This window comes from Kitasatospora sp. NPDC029367 (assembly GCF_055569135.1).
This window is the reverse complement of record NZ_JBVHYH010000020.1, coordinates 1-20285: the sequence shown is the minus strand read 5'-3', so window position 1 is coordinate 20285 and position 20285 is coordinate 1. Positions and strand designations below refer to the sequence as shown.

Below are 20285 nucleotides of genomic sequence, written 5' to 3'. Positions count from 1 at the left end.
CGACATGGACACCGATACGATTCGCCGACTGATGGAGGACCAGCTCAAGCTGTCCCACCGCCTCCGGAGCCGTGTCCGGGAGCTGGAGGAGGAACGGCACGCCCCGCTGGCGGTGGTGGGCACGGCCCTGCGGCTGCCCGGCGGGCTGGACTCGCCCGACTCCTACTGGGAGTTCCTGCGGGGCAGCGGCACCGCCTACTCGGAGATCCCCGAGGACCGGCCCGGCCTGCGGGCCGTCCACGACCCCGTGCCGGGCCGCCCCGGGCGCTCCTACGTGGACCGGGCCGGGTTCCTCACCGACATCTCGCACTTCGACGCCGAGTTCTTCGGCATCTCCAGGCGCGAGGCCAAACTGCTCGACCCGCAGCAGCGGATGCTGCTGGAGACCGCCTGGGAGGCGCTGGAGCGGGCCGGTGTGGCCGTGCGCCGCGCCGACCGGCTCGACGTCGGCGTGTACCTCGGGATGATGGCCTCCGAGTACAGCGAGCGCCTGGAGGACCGGAGCGACCTGACCAGGATCGACCCGTACTACACCACCGGCGGCGGCCTCTGCTTCGGCGCCGGGCGGATCAGCCACGTGATGGGCTTCCGCGGGCCGGTGCTGAGCGTGGACACCGCCTGCTCCTCCGCGCTGTCCGCGCTGCACCTGGCCGTGCGCGGCCTTCGCGGCGGGGAGTGCCGGTACGCCCTGGTGTGCGGCTCCAACCTGCTGCTGTCGGCGAACCTGATGGTCTCGCTCTGCCAGACCCGGGCGCTCTCCCCGGAGGGCCGCTCCAAGTCCTTCCTGGCCTCCGCGGACGGGTACGGGCGGGGCGAGGGCGTCGGCGTGCTGGTGCTGATGCGGCTGGCCGACGCCGAGGCCGAGGGCCGGCCCGTGCTCGCGGTGGTGCGCGGCACCGCCGTCAACCACGACGGCGCCGCCTCCGGCCTGACCGTGCCCAACGGCCCCGCCCAGCAGGAGGTGATCCGGGCCGCCCTGGCGGACGCCCGGGTCGAGCCCGGCGAGATCGGCTACGTCGAGGCGCACGGCACCGGCACGGTACTCGGCGACCCGATCGAGGTCGGCGCGCTCGACGGGGTGCTCGGCAGGGCCGTCCGCGAACGCGGGCTGCCGCTGGCGATCGGCAGCGTCAAGTCCCGGATCGGGCACCTCGAGGCCGGGTCCGGCGCGGCCGCGCTGCTGAAGGCCGTGCTGATGCTCCAGCACGGCGAGATCCCGGCCGCCCGCTCCGCCGAGGACGGCGAGCTCAACCCGCACATCCCGTGGGAGCGGCTGCGGATCACCGTGCCCGACCGGAACCACCCGTGGCCGGACGAGCTGGACCGGCGGATCGTGGGTGTCAACTCCTTCGGCATGAGCGGCACCAACGGGCACGCCGTACTGGAGTCCTACCGGGGCCCGGAGACCGCTCCCGAGCCGACGGCCGACCCGCACCCGGAGCTGCTCACGCTCTCCGCCAAGGACCCGGTGGCGCTGTCCGAACTGGCGGACGCCGTGGTCCGGTACCTCAAGCAGGCCGACCCGGCCCGGCTGCCCTCGCTCTGCCACACCCTGCGTACCGGGCGGGCCGTGTTCGCCCACCGGATCGCCGTCACCGGCAGCGGCCCGGGGGAGCTGGCCGAGGCGCTGGCGGCGGCCGTGCGCGGCCCGGTCGCGGCGGTCGCCGGGCAGGGCCCGCACCGGCTGGTGCTGCGGCTGCCCGAGGACACCGCCGCCACCGCGGCCTGCCTGGCCGCCCTGGCCGGGGCGTTCCCCGCACTGGCGGACGCTTCGGCGACGGACCCGGCTGCCGCGCTGGCCGCCGCGCTCGGCGCGCTCGGCCCGGCGGTCGTCACCGCCCGCTGCACCGAGCCGGGCCCGGTGCGGCTGGAGTGGGACGCCGGCGGCACTGCGCACAGCACGGCGCTCACCGATCCGGCTGTCCAACTTCCCGGTCTGCTGGCCGAGTTGTTCACCGCCGGCGCGGAGCTGGCGCTGGCCGGGCTGCGCGCCCCGGGCGCCCGGCTGCTGGGCGACCTGCCCACCTACCCGTTCCAGCGCCGCCGCTACTGGGTGGAGGAGCCCGCCCTCGGCGGCGGCTCCGCCCCGGCCCCGGCCGAGGCGGGACCGGTGGCACCCGAGCCGGTGGACGCGGCGGCGGTGCAGGCGTACCTGCTGGCCCAGCTCGGCGCGGTGCTGGACGCGCCGGAGGCCCTGGACCCGGAGCGGTCCTTCCTGGACTCCGGCGGTGACTCCTTCATGTCCACGCTGTTCATCACCCGGGTCGAGGAGCACTACCGGGTCGGCCTCACCGCCGAGGAACTGCCGCTCGACCTGCCGCTCACCGAACTGCTCGGGCGGCTCGCCGAGGACATCGTGGCCGGGGCACGGGCGTGACCGCGTTCGTGCGCCCGCGCCGGGTGGAGGACGCCGAGCTGCGGCTGGTGGTCTTCCACCACGCCGGCGGCTCGGCGGCCGCCTACTTCCCGCTCACCCGGGAGCTGCCGGAGAACTGGGACGTGCTGCTGCTGGACCTGCCCGGCCGGGGCAAGCGGCACGACCGGGCGGCCCTCGGCACCGTCCCCGAACTGGTTGCCTCCAGCGTGTCGGACATCCTGCCGTGGACGGACGGGGCGCCGCTCGCGCTGTTCGGCCACAGCCTGGGGGCGGTGCTGGCGTACGAGACCGCCCGGGCGCTGGAGGCGGCCGGCGTCCGGCTGGGCTGGCTCGGGGTGTCCGGCCGGGTGGCGCCCTCCGAGGCGCCGCCGCTGGCGCTGCCGGGCCACGAGCTGTCCGACCCGGAGCTGATGACCCAGCTGACCAGGATGGGCGGGCTGCACCCGCGGATCGACGAACTGCCGGAGTTCCGCGACCGGTTCCTCCGGCTGGTGCGCACCGACCTGCGGGCGGTGGCCCGCTACCGGCCGAGCCCGGCGCGGATCCCGCTGGCCGCGCCGGTGACGGCGTTCGGCGGCGTGGACGACCCGTGGGCACCGCCCTCCGCGCTGGCCGGCTGGGCCGCCGAGACGAGGGGGGCATTCCAGTGCCGGACCTTCTCCGGCGGTCATTTCCACTTCCTCGGCCCGGCTTTCCCGGCGTTCACCGCCGAACTGGTCGAGGAGATCCGCCGGTCCGGCGCGCCCGCGGGCCGGACGGAACTCGCAAGCCGTTGAGACCAGGAGGCCCGCCATGACATCCGACCGTGCACCGGATATCCGCCCGCTGATGGCCGGATTCCCGACCGGGGTCACCGTGGTCACCACGACGACCGCGCTCGGCGAGCCCCGGGGGATGACCCTCACCTCGCTGTGCAGCGTCGCGCTGGACCCGCCGACCGTGCTGGTGTGCCTGCGGCGCGGCAGTCCGACCGTCGAGGCCGTGCGGGAGAGTGGCGGCTACGCCGTCAACCTGCTGCACAGCGAGGCCCGTTCGACGGCCGAGCTGTTCGCCTCCGGGGCGGCCGACCGCTGGGACCGGGTCGCCTGGTCCCTCGGGCCGGGCGCCCGGGGGCCGCACCTGGAGGAGTCCGCGCACACCATCGCCGACTGCGAGGTGGCCGACGTGCACGTCGTGGGCGACCACTGCGTGGTGTTCGCCCGGGTTCACGCGGTCACCCTCCTCCGTTTCCAGAAACCACTGCTGTACGGAATGCGTCGATACGGCAATTGGGCGGAGTCCGGCGAGGACAGCAATCTGCTCTACGACTACATTTCCTGAGGCCCCGAATGCCGCGAATTCACATGCGGCAATCTCGGAGGCGACCCCGGGCGGTACCGGAATGCAACATCGGTGAACGGGTGGGCGCGTTTTGGCCGGCGCCATTCCCAGCGCGATCCGTACCGCAGCAACCATGGGGGACCAGGTGACCAGTCAGCCCGTACTGCTCCATCACCGCCTGCACGACGCGCGGCGGGACGGAGGAACAGCGGCCACCCGGCCGTTCACGCTCGATTCGGTGTTCACCGGGGCGGCCCGTCGGTGCCCTGCGGCCGTGGCCGTACGGGAGGAGGCGGGCCGCCTCACGTATGCCCGGGCGAACGCCAGGTCGACCCAGCTGGCCTCCGCGCTGGTGCTCGGCGGCCTGCAGCTCGGTGACCCGGTGGTGGTGCACTGCGACGACCACCGGCAGTCCGTGGTCGGGCAGTTGGCGGTGCTGCGGGCCGGCGGGGTCTGCGTCCCGGTGCGGTCCGACCTGGCGCCGGCGGAAGTCGCGAGGACGGCCCTGGTGAGCGGCGCGCGGGTGGTGCTGTGCAGCACCTCGACCCGGTCGAGCTGGCCGGACCCGGGCCTGCTGATCACCCTGGACGAGCCCGGCACCTGGGAGCGGCTGGCGGAGGTTCGGATCGACCCGGCGCTGCCCCGGTCCGGCCCGATGGACGCCGCGTACCTGCTGGTGGACGAGGACGGCGGCCGACTGGTGGACCACCGCGCCTGGCAGTACGTGCTGGCGGCCCGGATGCAGCAGATCGGCCCGGCCCGGGGCCCGGTGGCGGTGCGTCAGGCCCCGGGCGGGCCGCGCACCCTGTCGGCCATGTGGTGGGCCTTCGCCTCCGGCGGCGCGCTGTGCGGCCGGGCCGGGGACGCGGCGGCGGTGCAGGCCCTCGGCGGCGCGGCCGGATCGGTGTTCAGCCCCGAGGAGTACGCGCGGTTGCTGACCGCGGCGGCCGACCGGCCGGTCGGGGCCGGGCCCGGGGCGGTGGTGCTGTTCGGCGGGCCCTGTCCGCCGGAGCTGGTGGAACGCCACTTCGCGGCCTACCGGGCCAGCCGGCTGCGGGGCGAGTTCGCCCCGGACGGGGGCGTGACGCCGTGGACGGCCCAGGAGCTGAGCCCGGGCGGGCCCGTCGAGGCGGCGGCCTCCGGCGTCGGCACCCCGGTGCCGAACGTGCACATCCAGGTGACCGAGCCGGGCGGCCGGGTGCTGCCGTCCGGCCGGGTCGGCGAGCTGTGCGCCACCGGGCCCGCCCTCCCGTTCGACCGGATCGGGCTCCCGGAGGCCGGTCCCGGGACCGAGGACTTCACCGGGTCCGGCCGGGCGTACCTGCACCGCTCGCCCTGGCTGGCCCGCTGGCGCGCGGACGGCACCCTCGAACTGGTCGGCGCACGCCCGGCCCGGGCCTGACGGCCGCCGCCGTCGCGCCCGGCCCGGGCCTGACGGCCGCCCCGTGTCCGAGGCCGGAAGGCCGGACGGGCAGGGGCGGCCCGGACGGCTGCCCCTGCCCAGCTCTGTGAGCCGCCGTCACTCGGCAGCCACCGGATCCCCGGTCGGCTCCGGAGCATCGGCCGGCTGCCCGGACTGCCGAGGCTCCGGCCGGATCACGGTGAGGGCCACCACCAGCCCGAGGACGGCCAGGCCGGCCGCGCCCAGGAAGGCCAGGTGGTACCCGTCGACCAGGGCCTGGGCGTGGGTGCCCCCGGCGTCGGCCGTCCGGTCCTTCGCCACCGAGGCCAGCACCGCGACGCCGAGGCCGGCGCCGAGCCGCTGGGTGGTGTTGATGACGCCCGAGACGGTGCCGGTCTCCTCGGGCGCGGCGGCCTTGACGCCCGGCATGGTGGAGCCGACGAAGCAGGCCGGCAGGCCCACCGCGAAGACCACCGCGGCCGGGAGGAACCGGGTCAGGTACGCGGCGTCGACCGGCAGGGTGCTCAGCATGAGCAGCGCCACCGTCATCAGCGCCATGCCGCCCGCCAGCACCCAGCGGGGCCCGACCTGCTTGAGCGCCACCGGGATCAGCATCCGGGAGACCGGGATGCTGATCAGGGCGATCGGCAGCACCGCCAGGCCGGACCGGGTCGCGCTGTAGCCGTGCACCTCCTGGAAGTACATCGCGACGAACACGAACACCGGCACGTGGGTGGCGCCGACGATGAAGTTCGCCGCCGCGGAGCCGCTGATGTTGCGCTCGCGGAAGATCCGGAAGGGCAGCAGCGGCTCGGCGACCCGCTGCTCGACCAGCAGGAACGCGGCGCCGAGCAGGACGGCCAGCACGGCCAGCGTCCACTGCAGGGCGCCGAGGCCGCCCTCGGTCGCGGCCGTCACCACGTACACCGCCAGCAGCAGGCAGCCGGTGCCGGTGACCAGGCCGGGCAGGTCGAGCCGGCGGCCGGCCTCCCGGGTGTCCACCTCGTCGACGGGGAGCAGCCGGTTGCTGAGCACCAGGCCGGCCACGCCGATCGGCAGGTTCAGCAGGAAGATCCACTCCCAGCCGAGGCCCTGGACGATGACGCCGCCGAGGGCGGTGCCGCCGGCCGCGCCGACCGCGCCCATCGCGCTCCACACGCCGAACGCCCGCCGGCTGGCCTCGGGTTCCGTGAACATCCGTGCGAGCAGGGCGAGTTCGGCCGGGATCAGGATCGCCGCGCCGAGCCCCTGCAGGGCCCGCGCGCCGATCAGCAGCCAGCCCGCGTGGGCGAGTCCGGCCAGTAGTGAGGCGCCGGTGAAGATGCCCAGGCCTGCCTGGAACATCCGTCGCGGGCCGAGCAGGTCGCTGGCCCGGCCCGCGCCGAGCTGGAAGCCGCCGAAGGAGACCTGGTAGGCCGTGCTGACCCAGACCAGGGCGACGATGCCGAGGCCGAGCTTGGCCCCGATCGTCGGTAGGGCCAGATTGATGATCGATACGTCCAGGAAGACGATCAGTTCGACGCCGGTGAGCAGCAACAGTGCCGCCCGCCGTCCCGCGAGTACTCCGCCGGCCATCGTGATCTCCTCCTCCCCTCGTTCGTGGGCGGGTGGTACCCGGCCGTTTACTGGAGTCTAGCTCTAGTGAACCGCTCTAGAAAAGTCCCGGTGACCGGAGAACTGGTGTTCAGGCCGCCGCGGCCAGGGTCCTGCGGCCCGCCCGGGCGCAGACCGTGGCCAGCGCGAGCATCGCGGCGACCATCAGCCAGCCGCCGCCGAAGCCCGCCGCACCGTCCGCGAGCCGGCCGAACACGATCGGTCCGACCGCGAACCCGGCGAAGAACCCCATCGACACCAGGCCGGAGGCGTGCCCCGTCAGGCCGAACCCCCTGCCCCGGGTCACCGCGACCATCGCGACCGCGTTGGCCGCCGCGGCCGCCGTGCCGAGCCCCAGGGTCCCCACCCAGGCCAGCCAACTGCCGTGCGTGGAGGCCGGGATGAGGGCGCTGCAGACCGCCGCCGTGCCCGCGATGGCGAGCAGGGCGTCGGAGATGTCGGCCAGTCGGGTGCTGATCCGGCTCCACATCAGCCGGACGGCGATCCCGGCCAGGCCGATCGCCGAGATCAGCGCGCCCGCCTCGGTGGAGCTCATCCCCAGTCGCTGGTGGGCGTACAGCGGCAGGTAGGTGTTGAGCGGGGAGAGCCCGCAGCCGATCAGCAGTGCGTAGGCCATCAACCAGCGGGTGGGGGCGTTCGGCGGCTGGGGCAGGCCGAAGCGCGTCGGCCCGGCGGGCGCCGGGTCCCGGGGGAGCGCCGTGCGTGCCACCAGCGCCGTCAGCAGGGCCACCGGGACCACCACGAGGACGGCGACCCGCCAGGAGGCGGCACCGGCCAGTGCCGGGAAGACGAGCCCGGCGCCCATGGCCGCCAGCGGTATGCCGGACTGCTTCGCGCCTATCGCCAGCGCGCGCCGCTCGGGCGGGAGATGGGCGGCGATCAGCTTGTTGGTCGAGGGGTTGGCCAGCGCCTGGGGCAGGCCCGCGAGACAGAGGGCGACCAGCAGCAGCGCGTACGAGGGGCTGGCCGCCAGCAGGGCGAAGTCGGCGCCGATCACGGCGAGCAGGGCGAGGAACACCCGCCGGCCGCCGAGCAGGTCGGTGAGGTGCCCGGCGTAGAGGGACATCACGGTGGCGGTGCCGAACGCCGCGGCGGGCAGCAGGCCCAGTCCGGAGCGGGTGATCCCGAGGTCGTCGACGATGAACGGGCCCAGCGAGCCGATGGTGTAGAGCACCAGCATGGACAGACCCATCCCGGTGGTGAGCGCGGGGACGAGCGTCCTGGGTGTCGTCACGGGCTGTTCGTGCTTGGCGCGAGTGGTATTGAGGGGCATGAGCTTGCGTCCTCCTGTGCGCTGGGTATGATTCTAGTGGCACACTCTAGAGTTGTACTATAAAAAAGTGAGCAGTGATCCCCATGGCAAAGACCGACGGCCGCCGGCTGCGCTCCCAGGCGACCCGGCGCAGAATGCTCGACGCGGCGATGAAGCTCTTCGTCGAGCGCGGATACGGCCTCACGACGATCGACTCGATCGCCCAGGAAGCCGGCGTCGCGGTGCAGACGATGTACTTCTCGTTCGGGAACAAGGAGAAGATCCTCAAGGAGCTGATCGACCTCCACGTCGCCGGTGACGAGGAGCCGGTGCCCACCCTGGAACGGCCGCCGGTCGTCGACGCCCTGTCCAAGGAGGACCCGCACCAGCAACTGCGGGCCCTCGCCGCCATCACCCGGGTCATCAACGAGCGGGTCGCCCCGCTGCTCGAAGTGCTGCGCAACGCGGTCATCTCCAGCGGCGACGGTGCCGAGCTGTGGGAGACCAACAAGCAGCAACGTCGAACCGTCCAACGGCACTTCGTGGACGCGCTGATCGCCAAGGGAGCCCTCGTCGAGGGCCTCGACGCGGACCACGCGGTCGACGTCTGCTACGGAGTGCTCGGCCCCGAGATGTACCACCTGTTCGTCACCGAGCGCGGCTGGACCCCACAGGAATGGGAGGACTGGGCGGCCAACGCCCTGTGCTGCCACCTCCTGGGGCGGTGCTGAGCCGCGGCCTCCCCCGTCGCCGCGACGCGGCGGCATCGTCCACGACGACCCGAGGAAGCCATGTCGACAACCATCCGGGCCCGCACCGGAACCGACGGCGAACCCGCCCCGGTCACCGGCCGTCTGGCCTCGCTCGCCAGGACCCTGGTCAACCGCCGGGGCATCGCCATGCTGCTGGTCGCCCTGGTCGCCGTCGCGGCGGCGGTGATCGGAGCCGACGCCGAGAGCAAGCTCTCCAGCGGCGGCTACACGCCCACCAGCGCCGAGTCCCTGCAGGCCGACCGGCTGCTCGCCGACCGGTTCCACGCGGGCGCGCCCAACCTGGTGCTGGTCGCCACCGCCGACGGCGACCTGGACTCCGCCGCCGAGGCCGGCCGCAGCCTCACCGAGAAGGTCGCCACCACCCCGGACGTGGTGTACGCCCAGTCCTACTGGACCACCGGTGACCCGACCCTGCGCTCGCCCGACGGCCGTACCGGCCTCGTCCTGGTCAGGCTCGGCGGGGACGAGAACCACGCCGAGCACCTCGCCAAGGACCTGGTCCCGACCCTGGTCGGACGGCACGGCCCGCTGGACGTCAAGGCCACCGGCACGGCCCAGGTCAACGCCGAGGCCAACGAGCAGAGCGCCAAGGACCTCACCGGCGCCGAACTGATCGCCGCGCCGATCACTCTGCTGATCCTGCTCGCCACCTTCGGTTCGCTGGTCGCCGCCGCCCTGCCCGCCGTGCTCGGCGTGGTCTCCGTGCTCGGCACCTACGCCGTGCTGCGGCTGCTCGCCAGCGTGACCTCGGTGTCGGTGTTCTCGCTCAACATCACCACCGCGCTGGGCTTCGGCCTCGCCGTGGACTACAGCCTGTTCGTGGTCACCCGGTACCGCGAGGAGCTCGGGGCCGGGCGCGGCACCACCGAGGCGATCGCCGCCTCGCTGCGCAGCGCCGGACGGACCGTGCTGTTCTCCGCGCTCACCGTGGTGCTGTCGCTGGCCGCCCTGCTGGTCTTCCCGATCTACTTCCTGCGCTCGCTCGCCTACGCGGGCATCGTCGTGGTGGTCCTCGCGGCGGCGAGCTCGCTGCTGGTGCTGCCGCCGCTGCTGGCCCTGATCGGCCACCGGATCGACCGCTGGGACGTGTTCGCCCCGCTGCGCCGCCGCCTGCCCGGCGCCCGCAGCGGTGGTAAGGGCGGCGTGTGGCACCGGCTCGCGGTCACCGTGATGCGCCGCCCGGCGTTGATCGGCGGCACCGTCGCGGTGGTGCTGCTCGCGCTCGCCCTGCCGTTCGTCCAGGCCCGGTTCGCGCTGATGGACGACCGGGTGCTGCCGCGTGGCAGCGCCTCCCAGGTCGCCTCCGACACCATCCGCAGCGAGTTCCACGGGGCGCAGACCTCCCCGGTGGTCGTCGTGCTGCCCGACACCGACCCGGGCAACGGCCAACTCGCGGACTACGCCCAGCGGTTGTCCGCCCTGCCGGGCACCGTCCGGGTGGACGCCGCCACCGGCACCTACGCTCAGGGCGCCCTGGCCGCCCCGCCCGGGCCGGGGTCCGCCGCCTTCTCCGGCAGTGGCGGCACCTGGTTGTCGGTGGTCTCCGACCGCGAGGCGAGCTCGGCGGAGGGCGAGAGCTACGCCAAGGCCGTCCGCGCGGTGCACGCCCCCGGCCGGGCCCTGGTCGGCGGCGACGCCGCGACCCAGGTGGACACCAAGTCCAGCCTGTCCGGCCGCCTCCCGTGGGCGGCCGCGATCATCGCGGTCAGCATGCTGCTGCTGCTGTTCCTGTTCTCCGGCAGCGTGGTGATCCCGTTCCAGCAGCTGCTGCTGAACATGCTCAGCCTCACCGCGTCCTTCGGGGCCATGGTGTACGTCTTCCAGGACGGCCATCTCAAGTGGCTGGTCGGCGACTTCGTGCACACCGGCCAACTGGAGGTGACGGTGCCGATCCTGATGTTCTGCGTCGCGTTCGGCCTGTCGATGGACTACAGCGTCTTCCTGCTCTCCCGGATCCGCGAGGAGTACCTGGCCACCGGGGACAACACCCGCGCGGTCGCCTTCGGGATGGAGCGCACCGGCAGGCTGATCACCGCCGCGGCGCTGATCGTCGCGACGGTGCTGGGCGCGCTGGCCACCTCCGGACTGTCGATCCTGAAACTGCTCGGCGCGGGCCTCGCGCTGGCCGTCCTGGTCGACGCCACGCTGGTCCGCGGCCTGCTGGTGCCGGCCGCGATGCGGCTGCTCGGCCGGGCCAACTGGTGGGCGCCGGCGCCGTTGAAGCGGCTGCACGCCCGGATCGGCCTGACCGAGGACTGAGCGCACGCCGAACGGCCGGACCGCCTCGGCGGTCCGGCCGTTCACCGGTTCCGGCACCGGCCGGAGGTGCCGCGGGGGGCCGGTCGGAGTCTCTCCATCGCTGACCATCCATCACTAGGCGTTTTCCAGGCCAAGTTGAAGGGAAAACGGGGGTTCCACGCGACTCCTGGATTGCTTGGCTGAGGCGCCGCCCCCGGATGTCCGCCGACCCCGTCGCGGCGTGGGCCGCGCGGCCGCGCACCGTCCAGAGGATGTGCAGACCGGCTTCAGTCGCGCTGATGCAGACTCCGAGGCGTCAGCAGCACTGCCACCGGGGGGAGTCGGAGAGTGGACGGCACGACCGGCGGCTCGCAGCCGCCGCGCTTCCTGATCGCGGCCGTCGGCAAACGCCCGGCCTTCCAGCGGACCGTCGCCGCCGCGCTCGGCGACCTGGTCGAGGGCTCGGAGCGGACCCTCACCACCGCGGCCCTGCCGGTCGGGCGCAGCTCCTGGCCCGAGCCGTACCACCGGGCCCTGGACCGCTCCCGCCGCTTCCTCGACCGCGCCCTCCCGAGGGCCTGGGTCGCCCTGGTGCTCGCCGAGACCGTGGCCGAGGCCGCGCAGCTGATCGGCGAACAGGCCGGCGAGGACCCGGCCATGCTCGCCCTGCTGCTGGTGGACGCCGCCGCCGCGGGCCTGCCGGTCGGGCCGCTGGACACCGCCTTCGCCGACGAACTCGCAGCGATGTGCGAGGAGTTGCCGGCGAACGTGGCCTGCGAACCCTCCGCGTACACCGTGCACGTGTACGAGGACGCGCCCGCCCCGCGCGCCCGGATCGCCCAGCCGTACACCAGCCGGCGGCTGCCCGACCAGCTCTGGGTGCTGGCCGCCGACGTGCTCTGCGCCTTCACCGACGTGATCCAGCTCCGGCACACCGGGGGAGCGCTGCGCGCCTCCGCCCGGACGGCTCCGCCCGCGCTGGCCGGCGCCCTCGCCGACTTCCTGGACGCCCGGGCCGGCGACCGCTGGGGCCTGCACTACTACACCGGCTCGGTGGTCTCCGGCCTGATCGCCGCGCTCGACGAGCGCGCCGCCCGGGCGGGCAACCCGGTGCTGCGCGGGCCGAGCGAGCACAGCCTGGCCTGCGGCGCGCTGGCCCGCTGGCAGCTCGATGCGGCGCCCGCACTGGTCGTGGTCACCAGCGGCATGGTCGACGAGTTCCGCGGCACCCTCGCCAACCTGCGCGAGGCCCGGGCCCGGGGCTTCCTGCTGTGCGCCGACTCGCGGGAGCGGAGCTGGTTCCCGTTCCAGGGCACCGTGCACTCCGCCGAGGACTCCCGCGAGGTGCTGCGGGCCCGCCGGATCCCGTACGTCCACCTCGACGACCCGGCCCGGCTCGACGCGGACCTGGCCACCGCCTTCGCCCTGTACGACGAGGACCGGGGCCCGGTCGTGCTGCTCGCCACCGCCGAGGTGCTGGAGGCCGCCGGCCCCGTGAGCGCCCCGCCGCCGCCCGCCCCCGCCCCGCGCGCCACCGTGGCCGAGGACGCCCTGGCCCCCGTGCTGGAGCTGCTCAACCACGGCCCCGAGCGGGTGCTCTGGCAGCTCGGCCCGCTCTCCGGCCCGGAACGCGACCTGGTCCACGAGATCGCCGCGGCCGCCGGCATCGGCCTGGCCGACTCGCTCACCCGCCCCGGCAGCGTCTCCCGCTACCGGGACGGCGCGGTCGTCCCCGAGTACCTCGGCACCCTCGGCCTGTACGGCTTCTCCGAGCGGGTGCACGCCTTCCTGCACCACGAGGGCCGGCTGCGGCCCCGCTCCGACCAGTGCCTGTTCTTCGTCAACAGCCGGATCGCCGAGGCCGCCACCCCGTTCTCGCCCCGGGCCCTGGACCGCTCGCTGCGGATCGTCCAGGTCACCCGGGAGGCCGCGCACCTCGCCCCGTTCGCCGACCATCCGGTGCGGGCCGAGGCCGGCGCGTTCCTGAGCGCGGTCCGGGCCCGGCTGGACGTGCCGCCCGCGCTGCTCGAGGCCCGCCGCCGCGCGCTGGCCGAGACGGCCGACAGCGCCTCCGACGTGGTCCACGGCGTGCCGGTGCAGCCGATCAGCCTCAACTACTTCGGCAGCCGGCTCGGCGACGTCCTCGAGGACCTGATCCTCCACCACGGGTACGGCTACACCGGCGTGTACGACGTCGGCCGGGGCGGGCTCTCCGCGATCCGCAACCTGCCGCGCACCGGCCCCGGCTTCTCCGGCTGGTACGGCCGCGCCCTGATGGGCGACGCCCTGCAGGCCGTCCCGAGCATCGCGCTCACCCGGCCGGGCAACACCCTCGCCTTCATCGGCGACGGCGCCAGCGCGCTCGTCCCGGACATCCTGCCCAGCCTGATCCAGCAGGTCTGCTTCAACGGGCACCGGCTGCGCGGCAACCTCAGCATCTTCACCCTGGTCGACGGCGGGCACTCGGTGATCCGCACCTACCGCGAGGGCCGCAGTGCGGCCGGCGCGGGCCGCCAGACCCAGGTGCTCCACCTGTTCGCCGAGGACGACGAACGGACCTTCGGCCCGCTCACCGTGGTCCGGCGCCGGCTCGACGACCTCGACCCCCGGACGCTCAAGGCGGACCTGCAACGCCGCTCCACCGTCAACCTGTTCGAGGTGCCGATCGCGCACAACAACGAGGGGGACGGCCTCAGCCTGCTCTCCTCCCTCGGCTGGCAGCGCGACACGCTCCCCGAACTCACCTTCGCCATGGCCCGCACCGGGCGCAGCACGGGAGGCACCCGATGAAGTTCGGCTTCCTCGCCCACCCGATCAGTGACGGCCACCGCCACCAGGTCCGCGGCCTCGACCTGTTCGGCCGACTGCTCGACGAGCACCGCGGGATCCCGCGCGAACCCGGGCCCCGCCACCACGTCCCGATCCCCGAGTTCACCCTGACCTCGGCCACCGGCGCCCGGTGCACCGGCGCGGTCCGCTACCTGCCGTACACGGCCGAGCAGATGCTCCGCCGGCCCGGCACCGCCCGGGACATGGTCGCCGCCGAGGCCGCCGAGCTCCGCGACGCCGGGGCGGAGCTGGTCGGCCTCGGCGGTGCCACCTCGATCGTCGGCGACCGGGGCCTGTGGACCGCCAAGGCCGTCGGTCTCCCGCTCACCAGCGGCAACTCCCTCACCACCTACGCCTCCCACCGGGCCGTGCTGGCCTGCGCCGAACGCCTGGGCCAGACCCCCGGCCGGGCCCGGATCGCCGTGGTCGGCTACCCGGGCTCGATCGGCCTGGCGATGGCCCGGCTGCTGCTCGCCGACGGCTACGAGCTGGACCTGGTCCGCCGCCCGAGCGCCCGCACCGACGAGGCGATGCTGCGCTACCTGGACCCGGCCGAGCGGAGCCGGGTCACCCTGTACGACGACCCGGCCGTGCTCTACGGCGCGCCCCGGATCTACGTGACCGCCTCCTCCGTCGGCGGCGTGCTGGACGCGGGCCGGCTGCACCCCGGCTCGGTGGTGGTGGACGTGGCCCTGCCGCGCGACGTCGCGGTGGAGCCCGCCGAGCGCCAGGAGGTCCTGGTCATCGACGGCGGCCTGGTCAGCGCCACCGACGCCGTCCGGCTCGGGGACGGCACCCTGCCCGCCCCCGCCCAGCAGCTCAACGGCTGCCTCGCCGAGACCATCGTGCTCGCCCTGGAGGGCCGCGCCGAGGCGTGGTCGCTCGGCCGCGAACTCGACCTGGACCGGATCCGCACCATCGGCGAACTCGCCACCGGGCACGGCTTCCTGCCCACGCCGCTGGCCGCGTTCGGCCGGCTGGTCCCGGACGAGCGGCTCGACCGGCTGGCCCGCCACTACCCGTCCGGCCGCCCCCCGCGCGGGAACCGCACCCAGGAGACGGTGCGCCGCTTCCGCACCCACATCAACCCGCCGATGGGGCGTCTGTTCGCCGCCCACGGCATGGACCGGGTCTTCACCCGCGCCGAGGGCTGCACCCTGACCACCGAGGACGGCACCTCGTACCTCGACTTCGTCGCCGGCTACGGCTGCCTCAACCTCGGCCACAACCACCCGGCCGCCACCACGGCCCTGCGCGACTTCCTCGACCAGGGCGCCCCGACCTTCGTCCAGTACGTGTCGATGCCCGCGCACACCGCCGAACTCGCCGAGCGGCTCAGCGAGTTGGCCCCGCCCGGGCTCGAGCGGGTGTTCTTCTCCAACTCCGGCACCGAGGCCGTGGAAGCCGCTCTGAAGCTGGCCCGCGCCGCCACCGGCCGCACCCGGCTGGTGCACACCGAGAACAGCTACCACGGCAAGACCCTCGGCGCGCTCTCGGTCACCGGCCGCAAGGGCCACGGCGCCGCCTTCCACCCGCTGCTGCCGGACTGCGTGGCCGTCCCGTTCGGCGACACCGCCGCGCTGGCCGCCGCCATCGAGGGCGCGGCCGCCTTCATCGTCGAACCGGTGCAGGGCGAGGGCGGCGTGATTCTCCCCCCGCCCGGCTACCTCGCCGAGGCCCAGCGGCTGTGCCGGCGAGCCGGCGCGGCGTTCGTCCTCGACGAGATCCAGACCGGCCTCGGCCGCACCGGCGCGATGTTCGCCGCCGAGCACGACGACCTGCGGCCCGACATCCTGTGCGTCGCCAAGTCCCTCTCCGGCGGCCTGGTGCCGGTCGGCGCCACCTTGGCCCGTACCGAACTCTGGGACCAGGCGTACGGGTCCACCAGCAGGGCGATGCTGCACTCCTCGACCTTCGGCGGCGGCAACCTCGCCGCCGCGGTCGGCCTCGCCACGCTCGACACCCTGGTCGCCGAGGACCTCCCGGGGCGCGCCGCCAAGACCGGCGCCCACCTGCGGGACGGGCTGCGCGAGGCGTGCGCCCCGTACGGCTTCGTCAAGGAGGTCCGCGGGATCGGCCTGATGAACGCCATCGAGTTCGACGGCGACTTCACCGGCGCCGCCCAGGCCCTCGCCGACGAGGCCCTGGCCCGGCTTCCCGGAGACCTCCACGGCCTGGTCGACTGGCTCCCGGACGAGGTGCTCGGCGCCCTCCGGCGCGCCGGGAACGCCGTGGAGAACGCCCTCGGCGACCTGATGTGCCTGCGGTTCGTCTCCCAGCTCAGCCGGGAGCACCGCATCCTGGCCTTCGTCACGGCCAACAGCAACCGGACCCTGCGGATCCAGCCGCCGCTGGTCCTCGGCCTCGACCAGGCCGACCGGTTCACCGGCGCCGTCCGGGCCGTCTGCCAGGACTTCGCCCTGCACGCGGACCTGTCCGCGTGGCAGGCCGGCGATCCGTCCCACACCCCGACCAACGACCAGAGGTGGCCGCTGTGACCAACCAGACCGCTGCCGGCGAGGCCCTTCTCGCGCGGATGACCGACCTGCTGTGCGACCGACTCGGGCTGCTCCCCGAGGAGGTCACCTCCGACGCCCGGCTCCGCGAGGACCTCGGCATGGACTCCCTCGACCTGGTCGAGCTGGTCACCATCATGGAGGAGCACCTCGGCGGCACCGTCGACGACGAGGTCGCCCTCTCCCTCACCACCGTCGGCGAGGTGATCGCCCACGTCGTCGACGCGGAACGCCCCGGAGCGCTCGCATGACCGAGAGCGACCGGCGGGTGGTGGTCACCGGGCTCGGCCCGGTCACCGCGATCGGCGTCGGTGCCGACGACTTCCACGCCGCCCAGCTCAAGGGCCTCAGCGGCATCCGGACGATCACCCGGTTCGACGCCACCGACTTCCCGGTCCGGATCGCCGGCGAGGTCGACCTGCCCGAGGACCTCACCCTCCCGCCCCGCCAGGCCGTCAGCGCCGACCGCTGCACGCAACTCGCGGTCGCCGCCGCCACCCTGGCGCTGCGCGACGCCGAACTCGACCTCGCCGCCGAGGACCGCACCCGGATCGGCGCCGTGGTCGGCACCGGCATCGGCGGCGTCACCACCTGGGAGACCAACAGCGCCGCCATGCTCAAGGGGCCGCACCGGCTCGGCGCCCGCTTCATCCCGATGAGCATGGCCAACGCCCCGGCCAGTCGGCTCTGCGTGGACCTCGGGCTGCTCGGGCCGAGCAGTGCCGTCGTCACCGCCTGCGCCTCCGGGGCCGAGGCGCTGATCGTGGCGGCGCAGATGATCGCCTCCGGCGAGGCCGACGTGGTGCTGGCCGGGGGCACCGAGGCCCCCGTCAGCCCCATGATGGTCGGCGGGTTCGCCAAGATCCGCGCCCTGGCCACGCGCAACGACAGCCCCGAGCAGGCCAGCCGGCCGTTCAGCGCCGACCGCGAGGGCTTCGTCCTCGGCGAGGGCGCGGCCGTCCTGGTCCTCGAGTCGGCCGCCCACGCCGCCCGGCGCGGGGCCCGCGTCCTCGCCGAACTGCGGGGCTACGGCAGGACCTCCGACGCGCACCACGTCACCGCGCCCCACCCCGAGGGGGCGGGGGCCGCCAGGGCCCTCGAAGCGGCCCTGCGCTCGGCCCGGCTCGCCCCCGAGGACATCTCGCACATCAACGCCCACGGCACCGGCACCAGCTACAACGACTCCGCCGAGGCCCTCGCCCTGCACACCGCGCTCGGCCGGGCGGCCCCCCGGATCCCGGTCTCGGCCACCAAGTCGATGACCGGCCACTCCCTCGGCGCGGCCGGGGCGATCGAGGCGGTCGCCTCCGTGCAGGCCCTGGTCCACGGCGTGGTGCCGCCCACCCTCAACCTCGACCGGCCCGACCCGGCGATCGGCCTCGACGTGGTCGGCGACGTTCCGCGCGAACTCCCCGTCCGGGCCGTCCTGTCCAACTCCTTCGCCTTCGGCGGGCACAACGTGGTGCTCGCCTTCACCGCCCCCACCGCGGCCTGACCGCCGCCCCACGCGGTACGGGCCGGCCACCCGCCCCACCGGGGGCCGGCCGTACCCCTCCTCCTCGCAAGCCACGGACCTCTCCACAGTCACGGACCTCCTCACAGTCACGGACCTCTTCACGGTCATGGACGTCGACAGCAAGGGACAGCCTCATGGTCGGCACGGTCAGCAGATCCAAGCCGGTGACGAAACTCGACCGGGTGATCATCCGCTTCGCGGGTGACTCGGGTGACGGCATGCAGCTCACCGGGGACCGGTTCACCTCGGAGACGGCGGCGTTCGGCAACGACCTGTCCTCGCTGCCGAACTTCCCGGCGGAGATCCGGGCTCCCGCCGGGACGCTTCCGGGCGTCTCGTCCTTCCAACTGCACTTCGCGGACCACGACATCCTCACCCCCGGCGACGCGCCGGACGTGCTGGTGGCGATGAACCCGGCGGCGCTCAAGGCCAACCTGCCGGACCTGCCGAAGGGCGCCGAGATCATCGTCGACACCGACGAGTTCACCAAGCGCGCGCTGGCGAAGGTCGGCTACGACGAGGACCCGCTGGGCGACGGCTCGCTGGACGCGTACCGGCTGCACCCGGTGCCGCTGACCACGCTGACGCTGGAGGCGCTCAAGGACAGCGGGCTGGCGCGCAAGGACGCCGAGCGGGCGAAGAACATGTTCGCCCTGGGCCTGCTGTCCTGGATGTACCACCGGCCGTCGGGGGGTACGGAGTCCTTCCTGCGGCGGAAGTTCGCGAAGAAGCCGCAGATCGCGGAGGCGAACGTCGCGGCGTTCCGGGCGGGTTGGAACTTCGGCGAGACCACGGAGGACTTCGCCGTCCGCTACGAGGTGCCGCCGGCGCGGCTCGCCGCGGGCACCTACCGCAACATCTCCGGCAACCTCGCCCTGTCGCTCGGGCTGGTCGCGGCGGGGGAACGGTCGGGCCTGCCGGTGTTCCTCGGCTCCTACCCGATCACCCCGGCGTCCGACATCCTGCACGAGCTGTCCCGGCACAAGGACTTCGGCGTGCGGACCTTCCAGGCCGAGGACGAGATCGCCGGGATCGGCGCGGCCCTGGGCGCGGCCTTCGGCGGCGCGCTCGGGATCACCACCACCTCGGGCCCGGGCGTCGCGCTCAAGTCCGAGACGATCGGTCTGGCGGTCTCGCTGGAACTGCCGCTGCTGGTGGTGGACATCCAGCGCGGCGGCCCGTCCACCGGCCTGCCGACCAAGACCGAGCAGGCGGACCTGCTGCAGGCGATGTTCGGCCGCAACGGCGAGGCGCCGGTGCCGGTCGTCGCTCCGGCCACCCCGGCCGAGTGCTTCGAGGCGGCCCTGGAGGCGGCCCGGATCGCGCTCACCTACCGGACGCCGGTGTTCCTGCTCTCCGACGGGTACCTGGCGAACGGCTCGGAGCCGTGGAAGCTGCCAGAGATAGGTGAACTCCCCGACCTGCGCGTCGAGTTCGCCACCGAGCCGAACCGTCCCGACGGTTCCTTCTGGCCGTACCTGCGCGATCCCGCCACCCTGGCCCGCCCCTGGGCGGTGCCCGGCACTCCGGGCCTGGAGCACCGGATCGGCGGCATCGAGAAGCAGGACGGCACCGGCAACATCTCCTACGACCCGGCCAACCACGACTTCATGGTCCGCACCCGCCAGGCGAAGGTGGACGGTATCGAGGTCCCGGACGTGGAGGTGGACGACCCGACCGGCGACGCCCGACTGCTGGTGCTCGGCTGGGGCTCCACCTACGGGCCGATCACCGCCGCCGTGCGCCGGGTCCGTACGGCGGGCGGGGCCGTGGCGCAGGCGCACCTGCGGCACCTGAACCCCTTCCCGGCCAACCTCGGCGCGGTGCTGGCGCGGTACGAGCGGGTGATCGTGCCCGAGATGAACCTCGGGCAGCTCGCCCTGCTGCTGCGCGCCAGGTACCTGGTGGACGTGCAGTCCTGCAACCAGGTGCGCGGACTGCCGTTCAAGGTGGCGCAGTTGGCGGACGTGCTGTGGGCGGCGATCGGCGGCCTGGACGAGGAGGACCACCGATGAGCGAGCACCCGTTCCCGTCCTTGACGCTGGTGCCCAAGGCCGACGGGCCGCAGAGCGCCCGGGACTTCAAGACCGACCAGGAGGTGCGCTGGTGCCCGGGCTGCGGGGACTACGCGATCCTGGCCGCGGTGCAGTCCTTCATGCCGGAGCTCGGCATCAAGCGGGAGAACACCGTCTTCGTCTCCGGCATCGGCTGCTCCTCGCGCTTCCCGTACTACATGAACACCTACGGGGTGCACTCGATCCACGGCCGGGCGCCGGCGATCGCGACCGGGCTGGCCTCCTCCCGGCGGGACCTCAGCGTGTGGGTGGTGACCGGGGACGGCGACGCGCTCTCCATCGGCGGCAACCACCTGATCCACGCCCTGCGGCGCAACGTCAACCTCAAGATCCTGCTGTTCAACAACCGGATCTACGGCCTCACCAAGGGCCA

The 20285-nt window shown here is 74.0% G+C and carries 14 protein-coding genes; 12 read left to right on the top strand and 2 right to left on the bottom strand.

Going from position 1 to position 20285, the window contains the following annotated elements:
- Positions 1-4: 4 nt before the first annotated feature.
- The 4 genes from ACZ4W5_RS13735 (at position 5) to ACZ4W5_RS13720 (ending at position 5099) form a co-directional block, all read left to right on the top strand.
- Entirely contained in the window at positions 5-2377 is a 2373-nt protein-coding gene (locus tag ACZ4W5_RS13735; RefSeq protein WP_465654423.1) for a beta-ketoacyl synthase N-terminal-like domain-containing protein, read from the top strand.
- Positions 2374-3153, top strand: a complete 780-nt coding sequence (locus ACZ4W5_RS13730; RefSeq protein WP_402483966.1) for a thioesterase II family protein — start codon at positions 2374-2376, stop codon at positions 3151-3153. The genes ACZ4W5_RS13735 and ACZ4W5_RS13730 overlap by 4 nt, the downstream gene beginning before the upstream one ends.
- A gap of 16 nt (positions 3154-3169) precedes the next feature.
- Positions 3170-3697 carry a flavin reductase family protein gene (locus tag ACZ4W5_RS13725; RefSeq protein WP_402483964.1) on the top strand — a complete coding sequence of 176 codons (528 nt, stop codon included), beginning with the start codon at positions 3170-3172 and terminating at the stop codon, positions 3695-3697.
- 145 nt (positions 3698-3842) lie between these two features.
- Entirely contained in the window at positions 3843-5099 is a 1257-nt protein-coding gene (locus tag ACZ4W5_RS13720) for an AMP-binding protein (protein ID WP_465654420.1), read from the top strand.
- 117 nt (positions 5100-5216) lie between these two features.
- Here ACZ4W5_RS13720 and ACZ4W5_RS13715 read toward each other — a convergent pair whose 3' ends face one another.
- Both ACZ4W5_RS13715 and ACZ4W5_RS13710 read right to left on the bottom strand, forming a co-directional pair.
- Positions 5217-6674 carry an MFS transporter gene (locus ACZ4W5_RS13715; RefSeq protein ID WP_465654418.1) on the bottom strand — a complete coding sequence of 486 codons (1458 nt, stop codon included), beginning with the start codon at positions 6672-6674 and terminating at the stop codon, positions 5217-5219.
- 109 nt (positions 6675-6783) lie between these two features.
- Positions 6784-7947: an MFS transporter gene (locus tag ACZ4W5_RS13710; RefSeq protein ID WP_465654416.1), complete on the bottom strand. Its 1164-nt coding sequence runs from the start codon at positions 7945-7947 to the stop codon at positions 6784-6786.
- Positions 7948-8069: 122 nt separating this feature from the next.
- On the opposite strand from ACZ4W5_RS13710, the gene ACZ4W5_RS13705 reads away from it, so the two are divergent.
- The 8 genes from ACZ4W5_RS13705 to ACZ4W5_RS13670 form a co-directional block, all read left to right on the top strand.
- On the top strand, positions 8070-8696 hold the full coding sequence (locus tag ACZ4W5_RS13705) for a TetR/AcrR family transcriptional regulator (protein WP_402483958.1): 627 nt from the start codon (positions 8070-8072) through the stop codon (positions 8694-8696).
- Between the two features lie 60 nt (positions 8697-8756).
- Entirely contained in the window at positions 8757-10997 is a 2241-nt protein-coding gene (locus ACZ4W5_RS13700) for an MMPL family transporter (protein ID WP_465654413.1), read from the top strand.
- A gap of 327 nt (positions 10998-11324) precedes the next feature.
- A complete protein-coding gene (locus ACZ4W5_RS13695; protein WP_465654411.1) occupies positions 11325-13766 on the top strand; it encodes a hypothetical protein in 2442 nt (813 codons plus the stop codon).
- Entirely contained in the window at positions 13763-16303 is a 2541-nt protein-coding gene (gene pigE / locus ACZ4W5_RS13690) for a prodigiosin MAP biosynthesis aminotransferase PigE (RefSeq protein WP_465654409.1), read from the top strand. The genes ACZ4W5_RS13695 and pigE overlap by 4 nt, the downstream gene beginning before the upstream one ends.
- Positions 16300-16572 (top strand): acyl carrier protein, encoded by a 273-nt coding sequence (locus ACZ4W5_RS13685; protein ID WP_360233732.1) that lies wholly within the window; start codon positions 16300-16302, stop codon positions 16570-16572. The genes pigE and ACZ4W5_RS13685 overlap by 4 nt, the downstream gene beginning before the upstream one ends.
- The gene (gene fabF / locus ACZ4W5_RS13680) at positions 16569-17816 is read left to right on the top strand and encodes a beta-ketoacyl-ACP synthase II (protein WP_465654407.1); all 1248 of its coding nucleotides are present in this window, start codon (positions 16569-16571) and stop codon (positions 17814-17816) included. Before ACZ4W5_RS13685 ends, fabF begins: the two co-directional genes overlap by 4 nt.
- A 155-nt stretch (positions 17817-17971) precedes the next feature.
- Positions 17972-19852, top strand: a complete 1881-nt coding sequence (locus ACZ4W5_RS13675) for a 2-oxoacid:acceptor oxidoreductase subunit alpha (protein WP_465654405.1) — start codon at positions 17972-17974, stop codon at positions 19850-19852.
- The coding region (locus tag ACZ4W5_RS13670; RefSeq protein ID WP_465654403.1) for a thiamine pyrophosphate-dependent enzyme at positions 19849-20285 on the top strand (437 nt) is incomplete at its 3' end. The genes ACZ4W5_RS13675 and ACZ4W5_RS13670, both read left to right, overlap by 4 nt.

What these genes read in the sequence shown, in the direction of transcription:
- ACZ4W5_RS13735 (WP_465654423.1), top strand. Translation starts at nt 5, where the DNA reads ATGGACACCGATACGATTCGCCGACTGATGGAGGACCAGCTCAAGCTG.
- ACZ4W5_RS13725 (WP_402483964.1), top strand. Translation starts at nt 3,170, where the DNA reads ATGACATCCGACCGTGCACCGGATATCCGCCCGCTGATGGCCGGATTC.
- ACZ4W5_RS13715 (WP_465654418.1), bottom strand. Translation starts at nt 6,674, where the DNA reads ATGGCCGGCGGAGTACTCGCGGGACGGCGGGCGGCACTGTTGCTGCTC.
- ACZ4W5_RS13705 (WP_402483958.1), top strand. Translation starts at nt 8,070, where the DNA reads ATGGCAAAGACCGACGGCCGCCGGCTGCGCTCCCAGGCGACCCGGCGC.
- ACZ4W5_RS13700 (WP_465654413.1), top strand. Translation starts at nt 8,757, where the DNA reads ATGTCGACAACCATCCGGGCCCGCACCGGAACCGACGGCGAACCCGCC.
- pigE (WP_465654409.1), top strand. Translation starts at nt 13,763, where the DNA reads ATGAAGTTCGGCTTCCTCGCCCACCCGATCAGTGACGGCCACCGCCAC.
- fabF (WP_465654407.1), top strand. Translation starts at nt 16,569, where the DNA reads ATGACCGAGAGCGACCGGCGGGTGGTGGTCACCGGGCTCGGCCCGGTC.
- ACZ4W5_RS13675 (WP_465654405.1), top strand. Translation starts at nt 17,972, where the DNA reads ATGGTCGGCACGGTCAGCAGATCCAAGCCGGTGACGAAACTCGACCGG.